The following is a 19,833-nucleotide window of genomic DNA, read 5'->3' on the forward strand; positions in this document are numbered from 1 at the left end:
GCCTGCGCGCTTCTTGTAGAATATATCGGCCTGGCTTACTTGCTACGTTGTGCCCCGGCAGTGCTCGCCATCCTCACGTACTTCAGTACGCTCCGGTGGCTGTGCGCTGGCGGGGCGCAACGTAGCTGCGACGCCGACGGCCTGGTGACTGAGGTATCGGGCAAACCTGCTTTGCCGTTGACGCCCTGGATCGCCAGGCCCAAAACTTTATTGCCCTTCACGCTGGACTGATTCATGGCTTTAACCCGCCTTCTTATCAAAGATTTTCGTAATATTGAGCAGGCTGACCTGCAGCTGGCACCCGGCTTTAATTTCCTGGTCGGCGCCAACGGCAGTGGTAAAACCAGCGTTTTAGAAGCGATTCATACTCTGGGGCATGGCCGTTCGTTTCGCAGCCTGCAGGCGGGACGCGTGATTCGTCACGACGAGGCGGCGTTTGTGCTGCATGGGCGTCTGGAAAACAAAGAGCGGGAAATTTCAGTCGGGCTGACCAAAAACCGTGCCGGTGACAGCAAAGTGCGCATTGATGGCAGCGATGGTCACAAGGTCGCGGAGCTGGCGCAGCTGTTGCCGATGCAGTTAATCACCCCTGAAGGCTTTAGTTTGCTGAATGGCGGCCCCAAATATCGCAGAGCCTATGTCGACTGGGGCTGCTTTCATAACACCCCCGGCTTTTTTAACGCCTGGAACAACATGCGCCGCCTGCTTAAACAGCGGAACGCGGCGCTGCGCCAGGTCTCACGTTACAGCCAGATTCGTCCCTGGGATCAGGAGCTGGTTCCGCTGGCTGAACAGATCAGCCAGTGGCGGGCGGAATACAGTGCGGCGATTTCCGCGGAAATCACCGCCACCTGTGGCCAGTTTCTGCCGGAATTTGAGCTGCGCTTCTCATTCCAGCGTGGCTGGGACAAAGAGAGCGACTACGCCGAACTGCTGGAACGTAACTTCGAGCGCGATCGCGCACTGACCTATACCGCCAGCGGTCCCCATAAAGCGGATTTTCGTATTCGGGCTGAAGGGACGCCGGTAGAAGATTTACTCTCACGCGGGCAGTTAAAACTGCTGATGTGTGCATTGCGTCTGGCACAGGGCGAGTTCCTGACAAGCCAGAGCGGACGCCGCTGTATTTACCTTATTGATGACTTTGCTTCTGAGCTGGATGAGAGCCGCCGACGCCTGTTGGCGGAACGGTTAAAAGCCACTCAGGCTCAGGTGTTTGTCAGCGCAATTTCTGCCGGACATGTAATCGACATGACCGACGAAAAGGGCAAGATGTTCCGCGTGGAACAGGGTAAAATAGCGGTTCAACCTGAAGATTAAAATGAGCGAGAAACGTTGATGTCGAATTCTTATGACTCCTCAAGTATTAAAGTCCTGAAAGGACTTGATGCGGTACGCAAACGCCCGGGCATGTATATCGGCGATACCGATGACGGTACCGGTCTGCATCACATGGTATTCGAGGTCGTGGATAACGCAATCGACGAAGCGCTCGCTGGTCACTGTAGTGACATTGTGGTCACCATCCATGCCGATAACTCCGTATCGGTGCAGGATGATGGACGCGGCATTCCTACCGGTATTCACGAAGAAGAGGGCATCTCTGCCGCTGAAGTGATCATGACCGTGCTGCATGCTGGCGGTAAGTTCGATGATAACTCCTATAAAGTCTCCGGCGGCCTGCACGGCGTGGGCGTCTCCGTGGTTAACGCCCTGTCGCAGAAGCTGGAGCTGACCATTCGTCGCGAAGGCAAAGTGCATCAGCAGATTTACGTCCATGGCGTACCGCAGGCACCGCTGGCGGTAACGGGTGAGACCGACATTACCGGGACCCGTGTGCGTTTCTGGCCGAGCCACGAAACCTTTACCAACGTGCGCGATTTTGAGTATGACATCCTGGCGAAACGCCTGCGTGAACTCTCATTCCTGAACTCCGGCGTGTCGATTCGTCTGGATGATAAGCGTGATGGCAAAAGCGATCACTTCCACTATGAAGGCGGCATCCGGGCGTTTGTTGAGTACCTCAACAAAAACAAAACCCCGATTCACCCTACCGTGTTCTATTTCTCTACCGAGAAAGATGGCATTGGTGTGGAAGTGGCGCTGCAGTGGAACGACGGCTTCCAGGAAAATATCTACTGCTTTACCAACAACATCCCACAGCGCGACGGCGGTACACACCTCGCCGGTTTCCGTTCAGCGATGACCCGTACCCTGAATGCCTACATGGAAAAAGAGGGTTACAGCAAGAAGGCCAAAGTCAGCGCCACCGGTGATGATGCCCGTGAAGGTCTGATCGCTGTGGTTTCGGTGAAAGTGCCGGATCCTAAATTCTCCTCGCAGACCAAAGATAAACTGGTCTCCTCCGAGGTGAAAACAGCGGTTGAGCAGCAGATGAATGAACTGCTGGCTGAATACCTGCTGGAAAACCCATCAGACGCCAAAATTGTAGTCGGCAAAATCATCGACGCCGCCCGTGCCCGTGAAGCGGCACGCCGCGCCCGTGAAATGACCCGCCGTAAAGGCGCGCTGGACCTGGCGGGTCTGCCAGGCAAACTGGCGGATTGCCAGGAGCGCGACCCGGCGCTGTCTGAAATCTACCTGGTGGAGGGTGACTCCGCAGGCGGCTCGGCCAAACAGGGCCGTAACCGTAAAAACCAGGCGATTCTGCCGCTGAAAGGTAAGATTCTTAACGTTGAGAAAGCGCGTTTCGACAAAATGCTCGCCTCCCAGGAAGTGGCCACGCTGATCACCGCGCTGGGCTGCGGTATTGGTCGCGACGAGTACAACCCGGACAAGCTGCGCTATCACAGCATCATCATCATGACCGATGCCGACGTCGATGGTTCGCACATCCGTACCCTGCTGCTGACCTTCTTCTATCGTCAGATGCCTGAAATCATTGAGCGCGGCCACGTTTATATCGCCCAGCCGCCACTCTATAAAGTGAAGAAAGGCAAGCAGGAGCAGTACATCAAAGATGATGAAGCGATGGATCAATATCAGATCGCTATCGCGCTTGATGGCGCGACGCTGCACACCAATGCCAGCGCGCCGGCGCTGGGCGGTGAGCCGCTGGAGACGCTGGTCACTGACTTCAACAGCACCCAGAAGATGATCAAGCGTATGGAGCGCCGTTATCCGATGGCCATGCTGCGTGCGATGATTTATCACGACACGCTGAGCGACCTGACCAGCGAAGCAGAGGTTACAACCTGGCTGAATGGTCTGGTGAGCTATCTGACGGAGCGCGAAGCGCATGGCAGCACCTATCTGGCACAGGTGCGTGAAAACCGCGAATCAAACCTGTTCGAGCCGGTACTGCGCGTCCGTACCCACGGTGTAGATACTGACTATCCGCTGGATGCTGATTTCATTCAGGGTCCTGAGTATCGCAAAATCTGCGCCCTGGGCAGCAAACTGCGTGGTCTGCTGGAAGAGGATGCTTACATCGAGCGTGGCGAGCGTCGTCAGCCAGTGGCAAGCTTCGAACAGGCGATTGAGTGGCTGATTAAAGAGTCGCGTCGCGGCCTCTCGGTCCAGCGCTACAAAGGTCTGGGCGAGATGAACCCGGAGCAGCTGTGGGAAACCACCATGGATCCAGACAGCCGTCGTATGCTGCGCGTTACCATTAAAGATGCGATTGGCGCTGATCAGCTGTTCACTACCCTGATGGGCGATGCGGTTGAACCGCGCCGCGCCTTCATCGAAGAAAATGCGCTGAAAGCCGCCAATATCGATATTTAACCGGCATCAGCGATGAAAGGCCATCACCCAGGTGATGGCCTTTTTTTTGTGCCGTCCGGGCGGAAAACCCGCCAGGGCGTGCCTTCCTGCCCGCATGCTGCGATCCCGATCACGTTTTAACCCGGTCAGCTCCCTTACTCTTGCCCCTCTTTGCGCATTTACCGCGCACTATTCCACACAGGGAGTTACACCATGATTGTTTGCGATCGTCACGACTGGGACAGAGAACGTCACGCCTTTCATCCGGTAGTCGATCAGGCGATAAGCTGGATTGCCAGCACAGATTTCAGCCAGCTGGAAACCGGCAAATATGAGATCCTGCCCGACAACAAAATGTTCTGTCTGGTGCAGGAGATGATGACCGAACCGGCCAGCGCGCGTAAAGCGGAGTCCCACTTCAACTACATCGATATTCAGTATCTGCTGGCAGGCACCGAAAATATTGGCGTGGCCCGCGCCCATCCCGACCAGCACATCACCGAAGATTTTGCCCAGCAGCGAGACGTCGTTTTTTATCAGAAGATATTGAATGAGTCTGTGATTACGCTGATGCCCGGCATGTTCGCGCTCTTTTTCCCGCACGATATCCATCGTCCCTGCTGCGCCCCTGGCGAACCCGCAACAATCCGAAAAGCCGTGATTAAAATCCACCGCGATCTCTTTACCGCCTGAACCTGGTGGTCAGCTGGCCGTTCTCGCCTGCCATGAAACTGGTCAATGTGCGCTGAATCGCGCTAGCATTGAACAAAACCCAGACGCTACGAGGACTCTATGGCTATTAAATTGATCGCTATCGACATGGATGGCACCCTGCTCAACCCGCAACATGAGATCACACCGGCGGTGAAATCCGCCCTGGATCGCGCCCGTCAGCAAGGGGTGTCGATTGTGCTGACCACCGGCCGGCCGTTTGTGGGTATCCAGCGCTATCTCATGGAACTGGATATGCAGACGCCCGGCCAGTACGCGATCAGCAACAACGGTGCGCTGGTTCATCAGGCCGAAGATGGTGAGTGCGTGGCGGAAGTGACGCTGACCTTTGACGACTACCTCTACATTGAGAACCTGGCGCATGAGCTTGGCGTACATTTCCAGGCATTCGACAAAACCCATCTCTATACCCCTAACAAAGACATCAGCGAATACACCATCCATGAAGCGAGCCTGACCGGCATTCCGGTGCGCTACCGCGCGGTGGAGGAGATGGATCGTGCCATGCGCTTCCCGAAACTGATGATGATCGACCGGCCCGCTCTGCTCGACGCAGCGATTGCCCGCCTGCCCGGGCATGCTCAGCAGACTTACACCATCCTGAAGAGCGCGCCTTATTACCTGGAAATCCTCGATCGTCGGGTGAATAAAGGCCAGGGCGTCAAAATGCTGGCTGAGAAGCTCGGCCTGAAGCAGGAAGAAGTGATGGCGATTGGCGATCAGGAGAATGACCTGGCGATGATTGAATACGCAGGAACGGGTGTCGCAATGGGGAATGCCATTGACTCTGTTAAGAAAATTGCTCAGTTCATCACCAAAACCAATATGGAAGATGGCGTCGCGCATGCCATCGAAGAGTTAGTGCTGTAACGGCCTGCTCTCTGCCGGGCCGCTTCGGCCCGGATCCCCTAACCCGGCAAAAATGCTGCACCGCAAAACAGAATCGCGTAATTTGTCGGGCAACTCTTTCTCCGTGGGTTTCATCATGTCAGAAAAACAGATCACCTTTGCTGCCCGTCAGCATCAGCTCACCAATATTAATGTCTGGACTGCCGACAGCCAGTGGCTGGCGTTTGACGTTCGTCCATCGGGCGCATCGTTTACCAGTCAGACCATTGAGCGGGTCAATGTGATGACCGGTGAGGTGGAGGTGCTCTATCAGGCCCGGCATGGTGCCCATGTTGGCGTCGTCACGGTCAGTCCCGACCTGCCACCGCGCTACGTCTGCATTCATGGCCCGGAACATCCCGATGCCAGCTGGCAGTATGACTTCCACCACCGGCGCGGGGTGATCGTTCAGAACGGTGCAGCGGTGAATCTGGATGCCTGCGATATCACGCCGCCGTTTACTCCTGGCGCGCTGCGTGGCGGCTCGCATGTACATGTCTTCAGTCCCGATGGTTCTCGCCTGAGCTTTACCTACAATGACCACGTGATGCACGAACTGGATAGCCGGCTCGATCTGCGCAACGTCGGCATCGCGGTGCCCCTTTGCGCTGTAACGCCCGAAAAGCAACATCCGCGCGAATATGACGGCACCTTTTTTTGCCTGCTGGTGAGCCAGACGCATGCGGAACCGCTGCCAGGCAGTGACCAGATTAATCGTGCCTGTGAGGAGTGCTGGGTCGGTGAGCGTGGCTACCAGAAGCCGGACGGCAGCTGGCAGCGCTGGGCGATCGCCTTTATTGGCGACACGCTGACGGCGCAGGGCGAAAAACGGCCTGAAGTTTTTATTGTTGATCTGCCTGATGCGCTGGAGGATTACGCCCGCGCCGGAGAAATGCCGCTGGAGGGCAGCAGCCAGCAGTTACCTGCGCCACCGGCTGGCGTGCAGCAGCGTCGCCTGACGCACAGCCGTGGTGTGGCTCTGCAACCTCGCCACTGGCTGCGCGCCGCACCGGATGGCAGCCAGATAGCGTTTCTGATGGCGGATGCCGCAGAGGTGATCCAGCTCTGGACGGTCTCCCCCAACGGCGGCGAACCGCGTCAGATCACCCGACTCAGCCACAGCATTCAGTCCGCCTTTAGCTGGCATCCTGACGGCCAGGCGATCGCTTTTGTCTGCGATAACAGCGTGATGCAATGTGACGTTGAGAGCGGCGCGTGTCAGCGTCTGACCCGCAGAACGGAAGAGGCGCCATCAGGTGACGCGGTGGTCTGGTCACCTGATGTTACACAGATTGCTTATATGCGTGAGGTGAATGGCTGGCGGCAACTCTTTACGGTTGCGGCAGTGACCGCATAGGAGGCATAGGCTGCGCCTGCGCCAGGCTTTCCTGCGTATGCGCCAGCCTTTCGCTCTGCAGGATGCGTTCACGTGGAGAGTCGAGAGATTTATCTTTGTCGCTGCGGTAGTAGTCCCACGGCAGCAGCAGCGTATCCAGCACAGCAGAGAAAGGAAGATCGATTAACGCCAGCGGCTTCAGCGCCCAGCTGGTATCACCATCGGACAGCATATCAGCGCTGGCACGGGTGCCTGGATAGTAGCCCTGACTCGCACCTGTGTGAGACATCACGCTGGAACAGCCGGTTGTTGCCATTGCGCAGCACACCACTCCAGCCAGAGGTAAGGTCTTCATCAATTTCATCATCATCATCCCTTCAGTCATGGCATAAGCCTGGCTGAGTTTGCTTGCCAGACAACGTCAACACTCTGGGGCGAAGTCCGTCTGGGTCTGGCAAATGTAGTCCTGAGTGTATGTCATTTCCTCAAATTGGCGAAAAAAATTGCATTTCACCCTCTTGAAAATGGTCTTGTGGCACCCATTTTTAGTTTACGGACGCACTCACCGTTGCCGCAAGGGACAGTGGGGTGCCGTATCCAGCCTGTCCAGTAGTGGAAGGTTGCCAAAACTTGCTGAAATTCAGGAGTCTTAATATGCGTAATTTTGATCTCACCCCACTTTATCGCTCTGCTATCGGTTTTGATCGCCTGTTTAACCTGCTCGAATCTAATCAGAATCAGAGCAATGGCGGCTATCCTCCCTATAACGTTGAACTGGTCGATGAAAATCACTATCGCATTACTATTGCGGTGGCCGGTTTTGCTCAGAGCGAACTGGATATCACGGCGCACGATAACGTGCTGATCGTGCGGGGTGCCCATCCTGAAGAGCAGACCGAGCGTAAATACCTGTATCAGGGTATCGCCGAGCGTAACTTCGAGCGTAAATTCCAGCTCGCCGACCACATTGTGGTGCGCGATGCCCGTCTCGAAAATGGTCTGCTGAGCATCGATCTTGAACGACTGGTGCCGGAAGAGGCGAAACCACGCCGTATTGAGATTCTGAAGTAATATTGAGGTTCTGAAATAGTCATTAAAAACGCCGCGTTAGCGGCGTTTTTTTTGCCCTTATATCTGAAGGCAGACTTGTCCTTACGGCTGCGTTCGCATCGCTAAACGCTGACCCAGCACGCCACCAAACACATTGACCAGTAACCCCAGAATAATCACCACCGCACCCAGCATCTGCTGCCCGGAGAGATGCTCATCCAGCACCAGCGCGGCGGTAATAATCCCCACCACTGGCACCAGCAGCGACAGCGGCGCGACGCGCCAGGTTTCGTAGCGACTCAGCAGATTCCCCCAGATGGCGTAACCCACAATGGTGGCGACAAATGCCAGATAGAACAGCGCCAGCACGGTCTGCAGGCCGATATGCAGCAGGCTGTTAACGATGGCGGCCTGACCATCAAACAGCAGCGAACAGGCAAAGAAAGGAACGATCGGCACCAGCGCACTCCAGACCACCAGTGACATGATCGGCACGCTACGGTTCCGCATAATAATCTTATTGGTGATATTACCCAGCCCCCATGAGAGCGCCGCCGACAGCGTCAGCATCATGGTGGTCAGCGTGATACCGGCGCTGGTCTGCCCTTCCATGCCTGCCGTTGCCAGCAAAAACATCCCCAGCGTAGCGATGATAATCCCGACAATATGATTCCAGCGCAGCCTCTCCGCCAGCAACAGCGCGCCCAGCAACAGGGTAAAGAATGCCTGCGCCTGCAGCACCAGCGAGGCCAGACCGGCAGGCATGCCGAGCTTGATCGCCAGGAACAGAAAGGCGAACTGACCAAAACTGATGGTCATGCCATAAACCACCAGCCAGCGCAGCGGAATCGGCGGGCGACGCACAAAGAAAATGGCGGGAAAGGCGACCAGGGTAAAACGCAGCCCGGCGAGCAAAAAAGGCGGCATACCCTGCAGCCCCAGCTTGATCACCACAAAATTGACGCCCCACGCCACCACCACGCACAGCGCTAACAGCATATCTTTTACCGACATCAGAAACTCCTTGTCCTGCCGTCAGGCGGTGACCGCAATCGGGGTCGCGATATCGGCACAGCAGCCTTCACCCACGATGCGAAAATAATCATCTACAGCCAGCGCGATCGACTTATCCAGCTCGCCCGCGTTAAACCATAACGTTCCGACCTGTTGCAGCCGGGTATCCACCCGCAGCGCCAGCCGGTCATCAAAACTAAACGGCGGTACCGCGCCCATCACACAGCCCGTCAGCGCCTGCGCCAGCTCCGGAGCAGCAAAAGAGGATTTTTTGCCGCCGATGGCGCGCGCCGCACTTTTGAAATTGATCCGGCAGTCGCCCGGCACTATCGCCAGCAGCTGACGCGATGGCGCACCGTCCGGCATGCTGACCTCCAGCACCATCGCTTTGGCCGCCTGACCCAGCAGGTTACCGCGTATCTGGCTGATCTGTTCGGTCTGCCCTATCGCCTCATGTTCCACCACGCGGTAGCTGGCCTGCTGCTGATCCAGCAGCGCAGTAATTTTTTCAAACGTCGTCATTCCCTTCTCCTGTTCTGGCACAGCCCGGCTTAGCTCCAGGCGATAGCGTGTTTCATTTTTTTATCGGTCAGCCCGAAAAAGAAACCCATGGTGATACGGGTATCGCCTTCGACCCGATCGATCTCATGATAAAACGCAGGATTAAACAGATAGATATCGCCACTGCGTGGTGAAAATTCGCAGATCTCGCTGTTTTCAATCACCCCACTGCGATAACCCAGCTCCCCGGCGGTTTTGAACTGCTCATCCTCTGGCGACCACTTTTTGTTGTAGATGCGCAGTGCCCCACCCGCGTTGCACTCCTGCAGGCAGACCACGCAGCTGAGCTGATGCAGGATTTGCGTCACCACCAGCGAAGTCTCTGCGGCGTCGCGCACGATATTGTCGTTATGCAGCGGGTTCGCGACGCCATTGGCATGAAAGCGCACGATAGAACCGGCATAGTCTCCACTACCCGGTTCGTGGGCGATGCGTAAACTTTCCAGCCGCAGCGCATGCTGAACCCAGCGGTAAATCTGTTCGCGCAGCGTATTCAGTGAGGGCGGCAACGCCGGCTGGATATCGCGCAGCTCGGTAAAATAGTTATCGGGAGCCGCAGTATGACGCGCCAGATAGGGGCCGAGCGTGGTCAGCGCGCCATTGGGATAGTGGGAGACACGGATCTTTTCCCGGCAGCTCTGCAGGTCGGTCACCACCGCTTCCCGCACCTCTGGCGTCAGGAAATTACGCAACACCAGCAGCGGCACCCGTGCGGTAACGATGTCATCCAGCCAGGTCGATTCCACAAACATGTTGGGATTAATCACGCGGAACTGATTGAAAATTGCCATGTTTATCACTCCCTAAACGGTATTTCATAGAGTTCATGATTGTTCATTCGCCGCCAGTTGCCAGCGCTGCCTGGTATTGCCACGGGTTCAGAGGCGATCAGCGTGCAACCATCCTGTTGCTGAAAATGCATCGTAAAATAGTCGGGCCAGGGCGTGTCGTGCGGATACCACTGCCACGCCCAGGCTTTGTCACGGGTGACGAAAATGGCATTCCCTGCGCTGCCGCCCGGCTCTACCTGCGCCATCTTTGCGCGCAGATAGTCGCGGGTGAAATCGGCAGGCGTGGTCTGATCCACCAGATAACGCAGATACTCTTCTGAATCGAAGCGCGATTCGGCCAGACCGAGCTGGCGGTAAATCGTCGGCAGAAAGCCGTTATGCATCATGTACCACTGATGTCCGGCGCTGTTGCGCCACAGCGGATGAGAAAACGCCAGTCCCTGATTTTTACTCAGCGTGGCGTGCCGCACATGCACCGCCAGAAACCGGCTGCGCAGCCGATCCACATCGATACCGGGCAGCGCTTCTGCGAACGCGCCGGTGCCGTGCAGGGTACGAATCTCACCCTCTTCGAGCCACAGACAGCCCCAGCCGTTAGGGTGTGATTTGATCGGGCCATCGTGTTCGGCGCTTTCACCGCAGCTCATGGCGCGCGCCGCCTCCAGAATTTCTGCGCTGTCGAACCGGCCATGCGCCAGAATCATCCTGCACATACTTTATCTCTCCCGGCCGCCACCGGCTGCGCGGCAATCACCTGCTGAAAAGTGGTCATAATCGGCTCACGCGCTGTGGCCGTCAGGCTGAAAGTGGCCAGAATGCCCGCGTGACGCGTCAGGTCGGCATAGAGCGATGAGCGTGACGAAACCTGTAACGCAGGCAATCTGAGTGGCGGTAACAACGCGCCCTGCTGATGCTGATCGATCCAGCGTTCGGCAGCCTGCAGCTGCGCCGGTTGCCGCAACCGCAGCTGGCCGACCGCACCGGGTGTGGTGAAGGCAAAGACAGGTAACGCGCCGCCCGCTTCTAACCGGAAGGTGACTTCCGCCCAGTTGATGCCAGTCGCCTCCTGCACCAGCGTCGCCACGCCCATGCCGGAGAGCCGGAACCCCATCTCCAGGAAATGTGGCACGCCGTTGACCACAATAAAATCGATATGAAATGCACCCTGACGGTAGCCAAAGGTTTCGCAACAGAATGTCATCAGGCTGCTGAACGAGACCGGCAGGGCCGCTGCCGCCATCGCCACATGCCCCGACTCATAAAAGCTGACGCAGCCCTCAGCATCCCGGTGCTGCTCAATCACCTTCTGGCAGCAGGTCAGCGCCTGGGGATGTCCCTGATGCACCACGCCCTGTAATGAAAACTCATCGCCGATCAGCGCGCTTTCCACAATAAAGCCGCTGAAGCCGCGTCCGCCGTAATTCATGGTCTGTACCAGCTGTTTCACTACGCTATGCAGCTGATCGGCATGCTCAATCAGCCAGATGCCCAGGCCGCCGCCGCCATCCACCGGCTTCACGACGCAGGGATAGATCAGCGCCTGTCCGGCATCCAGAATGCTGAGCGGCGAGGCGAAAAAGCGGAACTCCGGCTGCGGGAAGCGCGGCCAGGCTTTTTTCAGCGCCATACGCTGCGCATATTTATCCAGCGGAATAAAGGCAGCGGGCGCATCCGGCCCGGCCAGCATCTCGCGCAGTCGTCCGGCGCTGGCGTTGTAGGCTTCAAAGCCCGCCAGCACCACCAGCGGATGCGCCAGTAAACCGGCGTGCAGATAGGCCTGCATCACCTCCCAGGGATTTTCGGGGCGATCGAGGCGAATGATCAGATCAAACGGCAGAGCCAGGCTTAACGACTGGTAATCGACGAAATCACCCATTTCAGCCAGCACGGTAAAATAGCCGTCGCGCTTCGCCACCGCGCAGTAAGGATTTTGCCCGTCGCGGGTGGCGCCAATTTGCAGAAAAATCTTTTTCATCGCCTCGCCTTACCGGGTTAACGCCCGGAAATGATTTCTGTCACGATGTCATTCAGTACACCGTTATTGACCTGAATCACCGCTTTGTGGGGATCAAAACGCAGCACGCGCGACAGCGGATCGGCGCTTTTGCCCTCCAGCAGCGAACTGACCGGCTTGCTCTGCCAGCAGTGCCGCATCTGCGTCAGCGTCATGCCGGAGAGCCGGGTTAACTGCTGTGCCAGCGCGCGATCTTCACTGCGTTGCTCAAGCAGATCGCGGATGGCCGCCTCATCCAGCGTAATCTGCTGCTGCATCAGCCAGTGTCCGAGCTGCTCTCCCTGCGCCAGGAACGGGGAGTAGATCATGCAGATCAGCTGATCTTCGCTGAGGTCAAACGCCTGTATGGCGAAGTCCGCCGCGCGCTGCCGCTGCCGCTGGATCGCGGCGTCATCCTGATAGCGTGCCGCCATCTCATCGATTAGCGCGGGCGGAAAATCTTTCTTCACCATCAGTCCCAGCGCAAAGCGCACATATTCGCGGATCCCTTCGGCATAGTGGCGCTGCAGCAGCGTTTCTGCCCGCAATCCGCGCAGGTGTGCCATCAGCGTCGGATTACCGCAGTCGGATTCGGAGAAGCTGAACATCAGCGCATCAAAACGGAAGCGCATAAATTCGCTGAGCAGTGCCCAGTGCGCGCCCGCTTCATAGGCGGTGTCCTGATAGATGTTGAAGAACAGTGGATTGCGCGCCAGCTGGTGGGTGATGCGGTGCGCAGGCGTCAGCTGATCGGCGCCATAAACATCGCTGAAGTAGCGCTCTGCCACACCATCCAGCGTCTGCAGAAACCCGCTGAAGCCCCGGGTTTTGTCCGCCACTGGCGCATCAAATAGCCGTGAGAGGTGCCGCGCCCAGGCGACATAGGCGGCCTGCTCCTGTGGCGAGTCGCCGGTAACAATCAGATCCACGCCACCGTTGTAGTCTGCCGCCAGGCCAAAGGAGTTCACCATGCTGAGATTACAGGCGTTGCAGAAGGTCGAGCGCGCGTCGGCGCGAAACCGGTGGCCATTCATCAGCACGTCATTGCGGTTCTGCTGCCGCACGCTCTCCGGCATCGGCAGGTCGCGGTCAAACGGCCGGATCAGCAGGCCATCCACGACCAGACACTCCACCCGCTCATCGTCATGCATCGCCAGCGACTGATAAACGCGGTGGATATTCTCCATTACGCTCTGATTCATCGCCGCATGGCGATTGGTGCTGATCCGCAGATGAAAGGTGCTGCCCTGCTGCTGCCAGATCAGTCCCTGAATGTAACGCACGTAAGCCACCATGTAGCTGCTATCTTTTCCTCCGCCATAGGCGAGCAGCACACGGTTATTCTCCAGCTGCTGCTGATCCGGCAACGCTGCCAGCAGGCGAAGAGAGCAGCGTTGAGCGGACTCAATGATGGCGGGTGACAGATACGCTTCCATCTCCTTCATCATGGCGGGCAGATTATTCATTTCTCACGTTTTCCTCAGGTGAAAAGAATCACTTTATGGTCTGAAGCCCGGGGCTGACGGGGTCGCCGGGCCGTTTAGCGTTATGAATAATTAAGAGATGCAGCCTAAAGTACTTTGAATGTACTCTGTTGAATATGCACAGATCAGCGCGATATGGGGTGGAACAGATGGCCGATATTATCGGGGAACAGGAGAGTCAGAGCAGTCGTTACCGCCAGATCGCAGAACAGATCAAGCAGGCCATTCATGCCGGTTCGCTGGCACCTGACAGCCGTCTGCCGTCGGTGCGCACGCTGGCGACGCAGTACAATGTCAGCCTTACCACCGCCCTGAAGACACTGCGCACGCTGGAAGATGAGCGCTACGCTGTTGCCCGCCCCAAATCGGGCTTTTTTGTTGCCCCGCAGCGGCCCTCTTCGCGTCAGCTGCCCGCCGTCAGTGAACAGCCGCGCGCCATCGCGCCGCTTGATGAGCAGACAGAACTCCATCTGGCGATGCTTGGCTCAGACTGCCGGGTGCGTCTCGATCTGGCCAACGGTGACAGTGCGCTCTATCCGGTCAAGCGCATCGGCCTGCTGATGCGTCAGATGGGCTACAGCAAACCGGCCCTGCTCGGGAATACGGTGAAGGGCACCGGCTATGCACCGCTGAAAACAGAGATTGCCCGCCGGGCAGTGGGTTACGGCTGCAATATCAGCGCTGACGATATTCTGATCACCAACGGCTGCATTGAGGCGATCTCGCTGTCGCTGCGCGCCACGACCCAGCCGGGCGATGTGGTCGCCGTGGAATCACCCTGCTATTTCGTGCTGCTGCAGATGCTGCATAACCTCAATTTACGGGTGATTGAAGTGGAAGCCGGGCCGGAAGGGTATGTCGATGTCGCGAAGCTCACCGGGCTGTTTCAGCGCAAGGCGGTGCGGGTCTTTCTCACTCTGTGCAACGTCAACAATCCGCTGGGAAAAAGCATTCCCAACGAGCATAAGGCCTATATTGCGCGGCAGGCGGATGAAAACGACGTGGTGATTATTGAGGATGATATTTTTGGCGATACTGCCTTCGGTGAACGCCGCCCTTTCCCGATGCGCGCCTTCAGCCCCAACGCCATTCTCTGCAGCGGCTTCTCTAAAACCGTGGCGCCAGGCATTCGTATTGGCTGGGTTCACAGCGTCAACTACATGCGTAAAATCGCCTCACTGAAATATACCTCAACCATGGGCACCTCGGTGCTGTCGCAGGCGGCGGTAGCGGAACTGCTGCGCAGCGGCGGCTATGATGCTCATCTGCGTAAGCTGCGGCGTGAGCTGGCACGACAAATCCGTGAAATGCGCCAGTCGGTGTTACGGGAATTTCCGGCGGGAACCCGGGTGTCCGATCCGGAAGGAGGCTATGTGCTGTGGGTTGAGATGCCCCGACAGGCGCTGAACGTGCGCGAGCTGTTTCTGAAAGCGCGCAACGCGGGCATCGGCATTGCGCCGGGCCACATTTTTGCCACCGACCAGCGCTACGATCACTGTTTCCGGCTGAATGCAGGTTTTGGCTGGAATGCAGAGGTGGAACAGGCGATTCAGCAGCTGGCACAGTGGTGCCAGCTGTCTTTAACCGATACGCAGGATTAGCTGTCGCGCCAGGCGTTCTCAACCTCTTCCGCCAGAATCTGCACCGCCCGCTCAATGTTCTCTGCATCCGGCACGTAATTCATCCGCATACATTGATGGGTGTGCGGCCACGCCTGTTCCAGTCCCGGGAAGAAGAAGTGGCCCGGCACCATCAACACGCCGCGCGCTTTCAGCCGCTGATAAAGCAATTCGGTGGTGATCGGCAGATCGCGGAACCAGAGCCAGAGGAAAATAGCCCCTTCCGGCTTGTGGATCAGGCAACGGTCTTCCGGCAGATAGCGCCGCAGGATCGCAATGGTCTGCTGCACCTTCTGCTGATAGAACGGCTTAATCACCTCTTCGGAGAGCCGCAACAGATCGCCGCGACGGATCATCTCATTGGCAATGGCCGGACCGATACTGCCGGGCGCCAGACTGATGATGCCGTTCATATTGCTCAGCGCGGTGATGGTCTTCTCGTCAGCGATAATGATGCCGCAACGCGCACCCGGCAGGCCGAGCTTCGACAGACTCATGCAGAGAATGATGTTGGGGTTCCACAGCGGGCGCACCTCGCTGAAAATGATGCCGGGGAACGGCACGCCATAGGCATTGTCGATCAGCAGCGGCACGTCATGCTGCTGTGCCAGCGCATCGAGCTGCATCAGTTCATCATCGGTGATCACGTTGCCGGTGGGGTTGGTCGGGCGCGATACGCAGATCAGCCCGACCTCTTCATTCATCGGCAGATGCTCAAAATCGACATGATATTTAAACTGGCCTTCCGGCAGCAGCTCAATGTTCGGCTTCGCCGACACAAACAGCCCCTCTTCCAGGCCGGCATCCGCATAGCCCAGATACTCAGGCGCCAGCGGGAACAGCACCCGCTTTTTGCTGCCATCGGCCCGACGACCGGCGAACAGATTGAACAGATAGAAGAAGGCGCTCTGGCTGCCGTTAGTCAGCGCAATGTTCTGTGCGGTGATGGGCCAGCCAAGCTGATCGCTCAGCAGTCCGGCCAGCGACGCCAGCAGCGTCGCTTTTCCGCGCGGGCCGTCGTAATTGCACAGCGCCTCGCTGAGTTTGCCTTCCTCATGCATCTGCTGCAGCAGTTGCTGAAAGTAGTCGTTCATGGCCGGGATCTGCGCCGGATTACCGCCGCCCAGCATGATGGTGCCGGGCGTTCGCAGGCCCGCGCCCATATCTTCCATCAGACGTGAGATGCCGGAATGTTGGGTAAATTTGTCGCCGAACTGAGAAAAAGACATAGCGGTTAAATATTTGTGATAGCGAATCGGGGGTCCACCATAACGCCCGCCATGGGCGGGCGCAATGGAAAGGCGAGGGGATTACTTCAGCGCCTGCGGGTTCACGCAGTTTTTCTCGACGCTTCCGCCGAGTGCAGCGAGGAGATTTTCTACCGCATCCTGCATCATGCCGTAGCGGGTTTCGTGGGTGGCAGAACCGATATGCGGCAGCGTCACCACATTGGGCAGCGACAGCAGCGGAGAGTCGGCAGAGACTGGCTCCTGCTCAAACACATCCAGCCCGGCGGCATGCAGTTTGCCCGCCTGCAACGCGGCGATCAGCGCATTTTCATCCACCACCGGCCCGCGACCGGCGTTGATCAGCACCGCATCCGGCTTCATCAGTTCAAGCTCGGCGGCACCGATCAGATGGTGCGTCTCTTCGGTCAGCGGCAAACTGATGCAGACGAAATCACTCTGCTTCAGCAGCGCCTCCCGTTCACAGCGCTGTGCGCCAAAGCGCGACTGCGCCTCTTCATGCTCGCGGCGGGCGTTGTAGAGGATTTTCATACCGAAGCCAAAGTGGGCGCGCTGTGCCAGCGCCATCCCGATACGTCCCATGCCGAGAATACCCAGCGTTTTATGATGCACGTCGATGCCGAACTGTGCCGGACCGATGCTCTTCTGCCAGTTGCCCGCTTTGACCCAGGCATCCAGTTCCGGTACCCGACGCGCGGTGCTCAGTACCAGCGCCATCATGGTGTCCGCCACGGTTTCGGTCAGCACGGTCGGCGTGTGCATCAGCACCACGTGACGCTGATTCAGCGCATCCACATCAAAATTGTCATAGCCTACAGAGACGCTGGAGCAGACGCGCAGATTGGGCATCTTCGCCAGCAGCTCACCATTCACTTTACCGCCCGATCCCAGCAGACCTTCTGCCTGTTGGAACGCCGCAGCATGTTCCTGCTGGCTTTCCGGCGAGAGATCGCTGATTTCCGTCACGTCACACTGTTCAGCCAGGCGAGCATAAAGATCGTCGGGCAGTTTTTTATAGAGAATTACAGCGGGTTTCATTCGGTGGCTCCCGGTCAATAAGTAGCGGGCGGCTTGCAGGCCGCCCGGAGAAATAGAGGCTAACGTTTACGCTTTCAGGCGGGTTTCGCACCCTGCAGCGGCGGCGCTTTGTTCTGCGCCGGTTTCACAATCAGCGTCAGCCACACCGAAACCAGCAGGGCCGATCCCATAAAGATGTAGGACGCGGACGGGCTGCCGGTGGCTCCATTAAGATAGCCGACAATCCATGAACCGATAAACGACCCCAGCGCACCCATACTGTTGATCAGCGCCATTGCGCCACCGGCGACATTGCGTGGCAGCATCTCAGGAATAATGGCGAAGAACGGCCCGTAAGGCGCATACATCGCGGCACCGGCAATCACTAACAGGGTGTAGGACATCCAGAAATTGTTCGATCCCACCAGATAAGAGCCCAGGAACGCCAGCGCGCCCACCAGCAGCAGCGGCCAGACGAACAGCTTACGGTTCTGGGTTTTATCCGACGCCCAGGAGACCACCACCATCGCAATGGTCGCCGCCAGATAAGGCACCGCAGAGAGCCAGCCCGCTTCTACCATGCCCATCTGCGTGCCGTTACGCAGAATCGACGGCAGCCACAGCACAAAGCCATAGACGCCGATGCTCCAGGCAAAATATTGCAGGCAGAGAATGATCACGTTGCGGTTGCGGAACGCTTCGCTGTAGTTGCGCACCGCTTTAATATTTTCCTGCTCTTTCTGCAGTTCAGCCTGCAATGCCGCTTTCTCGGCATCGCTCATCCAGCGCGCCTGCGCCGGCTTATCCTGCACCAGGAACCACCAGGCGATCGCCCAGACCACCGCCGGAATCCCTTCGAAGATAAACATCTCACGCCAGCCAAACGATTCGATCAGATAGCCTGACACGACCGACATCCACAACACCGTGACCGGATTACCCAGGATCAGGAAGGTGTTGGCGCGTGAACGTTCCGACCTGGTAAACCAGTTGCTGATGTAGATCAGCATCGCGGGCATCACCGCGGCTTCCACCACGCCCAGAATAAAGCGAATGGCCGCCAGCATCGGAATGTTGCTGACCACGCCGGTCAGTGAGGCACAGCCGCCCCACAGGATCAGGCACCAGAAGATCAGTTTCTTGACGCTGCGGCGTTCGGCGTAAATTGCACCCGGGATCTGGAAAAAGAAGTAACCCAGGAAGAACAGCGCACCCAGCAGCGAGGACATGCCTTTGGTGATGCCGAGATCGTCATTAATCCCGGCAGCAGAAGCGAAGCTAAAATTTGCACGATCGAGATACGCCAGGCTGTAGGTGATAAACACGATGGGCATGATGAACCACCAGCGTTTTGGCGCGATTGTCTGCTTTTTCATCGGGAACTCCTGTGACTGTAGAGGGGCGCGAACTACACGTCGCCCAGTTGCTGACGCGTCGGCAGACCTTCGCTGTCACCAATGACCTGAATCGCCATCGAACCAATTTTGTTGCCGCGACGAATCGCCTGCGGCAGCGACTGACCTTCCAGCAGGGCGCTGATGACGCCAACGGCAAAGCCGTCTCCGGCGCCTACCGTATCCACCACGTTGTCGACTTTTATCGCCTCAACCTGGCCCTGCTCGCCCTGCGCCGTTTTATACCAGGCACCGTCACAACCGGTTTTAATCACGACCGCTTTCACCCCCTTATCGAGATAGAAATCCGCGATCGCTTCTGGCTGACGATAGCCGGTCAGAATCAGCCCCTCTTTTTCGCCCGGCAGTACCCAGTCGGCATACTCCGCCAGCAGATTGAGCTGCTTACGCATCTCCTCTTCGCTGCGCCACAGTACCGGCCGCAGGTTAGGGTCAAACGAGATAGTTTTACCGCGCGCACGCATCTCTTTGGCGGTGTGCTTCAGCAACTCCAGCGAACTCTCTGACAGCGCCGCCGCCACACCGCTCAGGTGCAGATGTCGCGCCGAACCAAAATAGTCCGCGTTAAAATCGTCGACCGACAGATGGCTGGCCGCCGAGCCTTTACGAAAATATTCCACCAGTGGATCAGAGCCGTCATCGACTTTGGACTTGAGCTGAAAACCGGTGGGATAGCGCTTATCGACCGTCACCCGGGCGTGGTCGATACCCTCTTTTTCCAGCTGCTGGCAGATAAACCGGCCAAAAGCGTCATCGCCAATACGACTGACCCAGCCCACTTTCAGGCCAAGACGAGCCAGGCCGGTCGCCACATTGAGTTCAGCGCCCGCCGCGCGTTTAACAAAGGTCTCTGCTGCGGCCAGGTCGCCGGTTTCACGGGCGATGAACATCGCCATCGCTTCACCGATAGTGACAACATCAAGCGGACCGTTGTGATGCATAGTGTGATGCGTGGTCATC

18 protein-coding genes are annotated in these 19,833 nt (G+C 57.5%); 7 read left to right on the plus strand and 11 right to left on the minus strand.

Annotated features, from left to right (window positions below):
* Window positions 1-234 precede the first annotated feature (234 nt).
* The 5 genes from recF (at window position 235) to OK412_RS17635 (ending at window position 6,703) form a co-directional block, all read left to right on the plus strand.
* Window positions 235-1,320, plus strand: a complete 1,086-nt coding sequence (recF, locus tag OK412_RS17615; RefSeq protein WP_010258927.1) for a DNA replication/repair protein RecF — start codon at window positions 235-237, stop codon at window positions 1,318-1,320.
* An 18-nt stretch (window positions 1,321-1,338) separates the two neighbouring features.
* Window positions 1,339-3,747 (plus strand): DNA topoisomerase (ATP-hydrolyzing) subunit B, encoded by a 2,409-nt coding sequence (gyrB, locus tag OK412_RS17620; RefSeq protein WP_010258926.1) that lies wholly within the window; start codon window positions 1,339-1,341, stop codon window positions 3,745-3,747.
* 192 nt (window positions 3,748-3,939) lie between these two features.
* Window positions 3,940-4,419, plus strand: a complete 480-nt coding sequence (locus tag OK412_RS17625) for a YhcH/YjgK/YiaL family protein (RefSeq protein WP_010258925.1) — start codon at window positions 3,940-3,942, stop codon at window positions 4,417-4,419.
* Between the two features lie 99 nt (window positions 4,420-4,518).
* Window positions 4,519-5,328, plus strand: a complete 810-nt coding sequence (gene yidA / locus OK412_RS17630) for a sugar-phosphatase (RefSeq protein WP_264353399.1) — start codon at window positions 4,519-4,521, stop codon at window positions 5,326-5,328.
* A 115-nt stretch (window positions 5,329-5,443) separates the two neighbouring features.
* On the plus strand, window positions 5,444-6,703 hold the full coding sequence (locus OK412_RS17635) for a DUF3748 domain-containing protein (protein WP_264353400.1): 1,260 nt from the start codon (window positions 5,444-5,446) through the stop codon (window positions 6,701-6,703).
* On the opposite strand, the gene OK412_RS17640 is transcribed toward OK412_RS17635, so the two are convergent.
* A complete protein-coding gene (locus tag OK412_RS17640; protein WP_223564587.1) occupies window positions 6,678-7,046 on the minus strand; it encodes a YceK/YidQ family lipoprotein in 369 nt (122 codons plus the stop codon). The genes OK412_RS17635 and OK412_RS17640 overlap by 26 nt on opposite strands.
* 290 nt (window positions 7,047-7,336) lie before the next feature.
* Here OK412_RS17640 and ibpA point away from each other — a divergent pair, with 290 nt between their 5' ends.
* On the plus strand, window positions 7,337-7,753 hold the full coding sequence (ibpA, locus tag OK412_RS17645; protein ID WP_010258920.1) for a small heat shock chaperone IbpA: 417 nt from the start codon (window positions 7,337-7,339) through the stop codon (window positions 7,751-7,753).
* Window positions 7,754-7,834: 81 nt separating this feature from the next.
* On the opposite strand, the gene OK412_RS17650 is transcribed toward ibpA, so the two are convergent.
* The 6 genes from OK412_RS17650 to OK412_RS17675 are packed head-to-tail and all read right to left on the minus strand — an operon-like array spanning window position 7,835 to window position 13,557.
* The gene (locus OK412_RS17650; protein WP_122457413.1) at window positions 7,835-8,746 is read right to left on the minus strand and encodes an EamA family transporter; all 912 of its coding nucleotides are present in this window, start codon (window positions 8,744-8,746) and stop codon (window positions 7,835-7,837) included.
* 21 nt (window positions 8,747-8,767) lie between these two features.
* Window positions 8,768-9,268: a YbaK/EbsC family protein gene (locus OK412_RS17655; protein ID WP_010258916.1), complete on the minus strand. Its 501-nt coding sequence runs from the start codon at window positions 9,266-9,268 to the stop codon at window positions 8,768-8,770.
* A 29-nt stretch (window positions 9,269-9,297) separates the two neighbouring features.
* Window positions 9,298-10,098, minus strand: a complete 801-nt coding sequence (locus tag OK412_RS17660) for a hypothetical protein (protein ID WP_010258915.1) — start codon at window positions 10,096-10,098, stop codon at window positions 9,298-9,300.
* 5 nt (window positions 10,099-10,103) lie between these two features.
* Window positions 10,104-10,811: a class II glutamine amidotransferase gene (locus tag OK412_RS17665; protein ID WP_022624802.1), complete on the minus strand. Its 708-nt coding sequence runs from the start codon at window positions 10,809-10,811 to the stop codon at window positions 10,104-10,106.
* Window positions 10,799-12,073: an ATP-grasp domain-containing protein gene (locus OK412_RS17670; protein ID WP_010671607.1), complete on the minus strand. Its 1,275-nt coding sequence runs from the start codon at window positions 12,071-12,073 to the stop codon at window positions 10,799-10,801. Before OK412_RS17670 ends, OK412_RS17665 begins: the two co-directional genes overlap by 13 nt.
* Before the next feature lie 17 nt (window positions 12,074-12,090).
* A complete protein-coding gene (locus OK412_RS17675) occupies window positions 12,091-13,557 on the minus strand; it encodes a hypothetical protein (protein ID WP_033785854.1) in 1,467 nt (488 codons plus the stop codon).
* Between the two features lie 167 nt (window positions 13,558-13,724).
* On the opposite strand from OK412_RS17675, the gene OK412_RS17680 reads away from it, so the two are divergent.
* A complete protein-coding gene (locus OK412_RS17680; protein ID WP_010258912.1) occupies window positions 13,725-15,176 on the plus strand; it encodes a PLP-dependent aminotransferase family protein in 1,452 nt (483 codons plus the stop codon).
* Here OK412_RS17680 and OK412_RS17685 read toward each other — a convergent pair.
* From OK412_RS17685 to OK412_RS17700, 4 genes are all read right to left on the minus strand, one after another.
* Window positions 15,173-16,423, minus strand: coding sequence for a valine--pyruvate transaminase (locus OK412_RS17685; protein ID WP_010671604.1), 1,251 nt, complete (start codon window positions 16,421-16,423; stop codon window positions 15,173-15,175). The genes OK412_RS17680 and OK412_RS17685 overlap by 4 nt on opposite strands.
* An 81-nt stretch (window positions 16,424-16,504) precedes the next feature.
* On the minus strand, window positions 16,505-17,479 hold the full coding sequence (ghrB, locus tag OK412_RS17690; protein ID WP_010671603.1) for a glyoxylate/hydroxypyruvate reductase GhrB: 975 nt from the start codon (window positions 17,477-17,479) through the stop codon (window positions 16,505-16,507).
* Between the two features lie 74 nt (window positions 17,480-17,553).
* Complete coding sequence (locus OK412_RS17695; RefSeq protein WP_022624800.1) at window positions 17,554-18,834, minus strand: MFS transporter; 1,281 nt, start codon at window positions 18,832-18,834, stop codon at window positions 17,554-17,556.
* A 32-nt stretch (window positions 18,835-18,866) separates the two neighbouring features.
* On the minus strand, window positions 18,867-19,832 hold the full coding sequence (locus OK412_RS17700) for a sugar kinase (RefSeq protein WP_010258908.1): 966 nt from the start codon (window positions 19,830-19,832) through the stop codon (window positions 18,867-18,869).
* Window position 19,833 lies beyond the last annotated feature (1 nt).

Source organism: Pantoea sp. JV6, from assembly GCF_025910055.1.
GTDB classification, from domain to species: domain Bacteria; phylum Pseudomonadota; class Gammaproteobacteria; order Enterobacterales; family Enterobacteriaceae; genus Pantoea; species Pantoea agglomerans.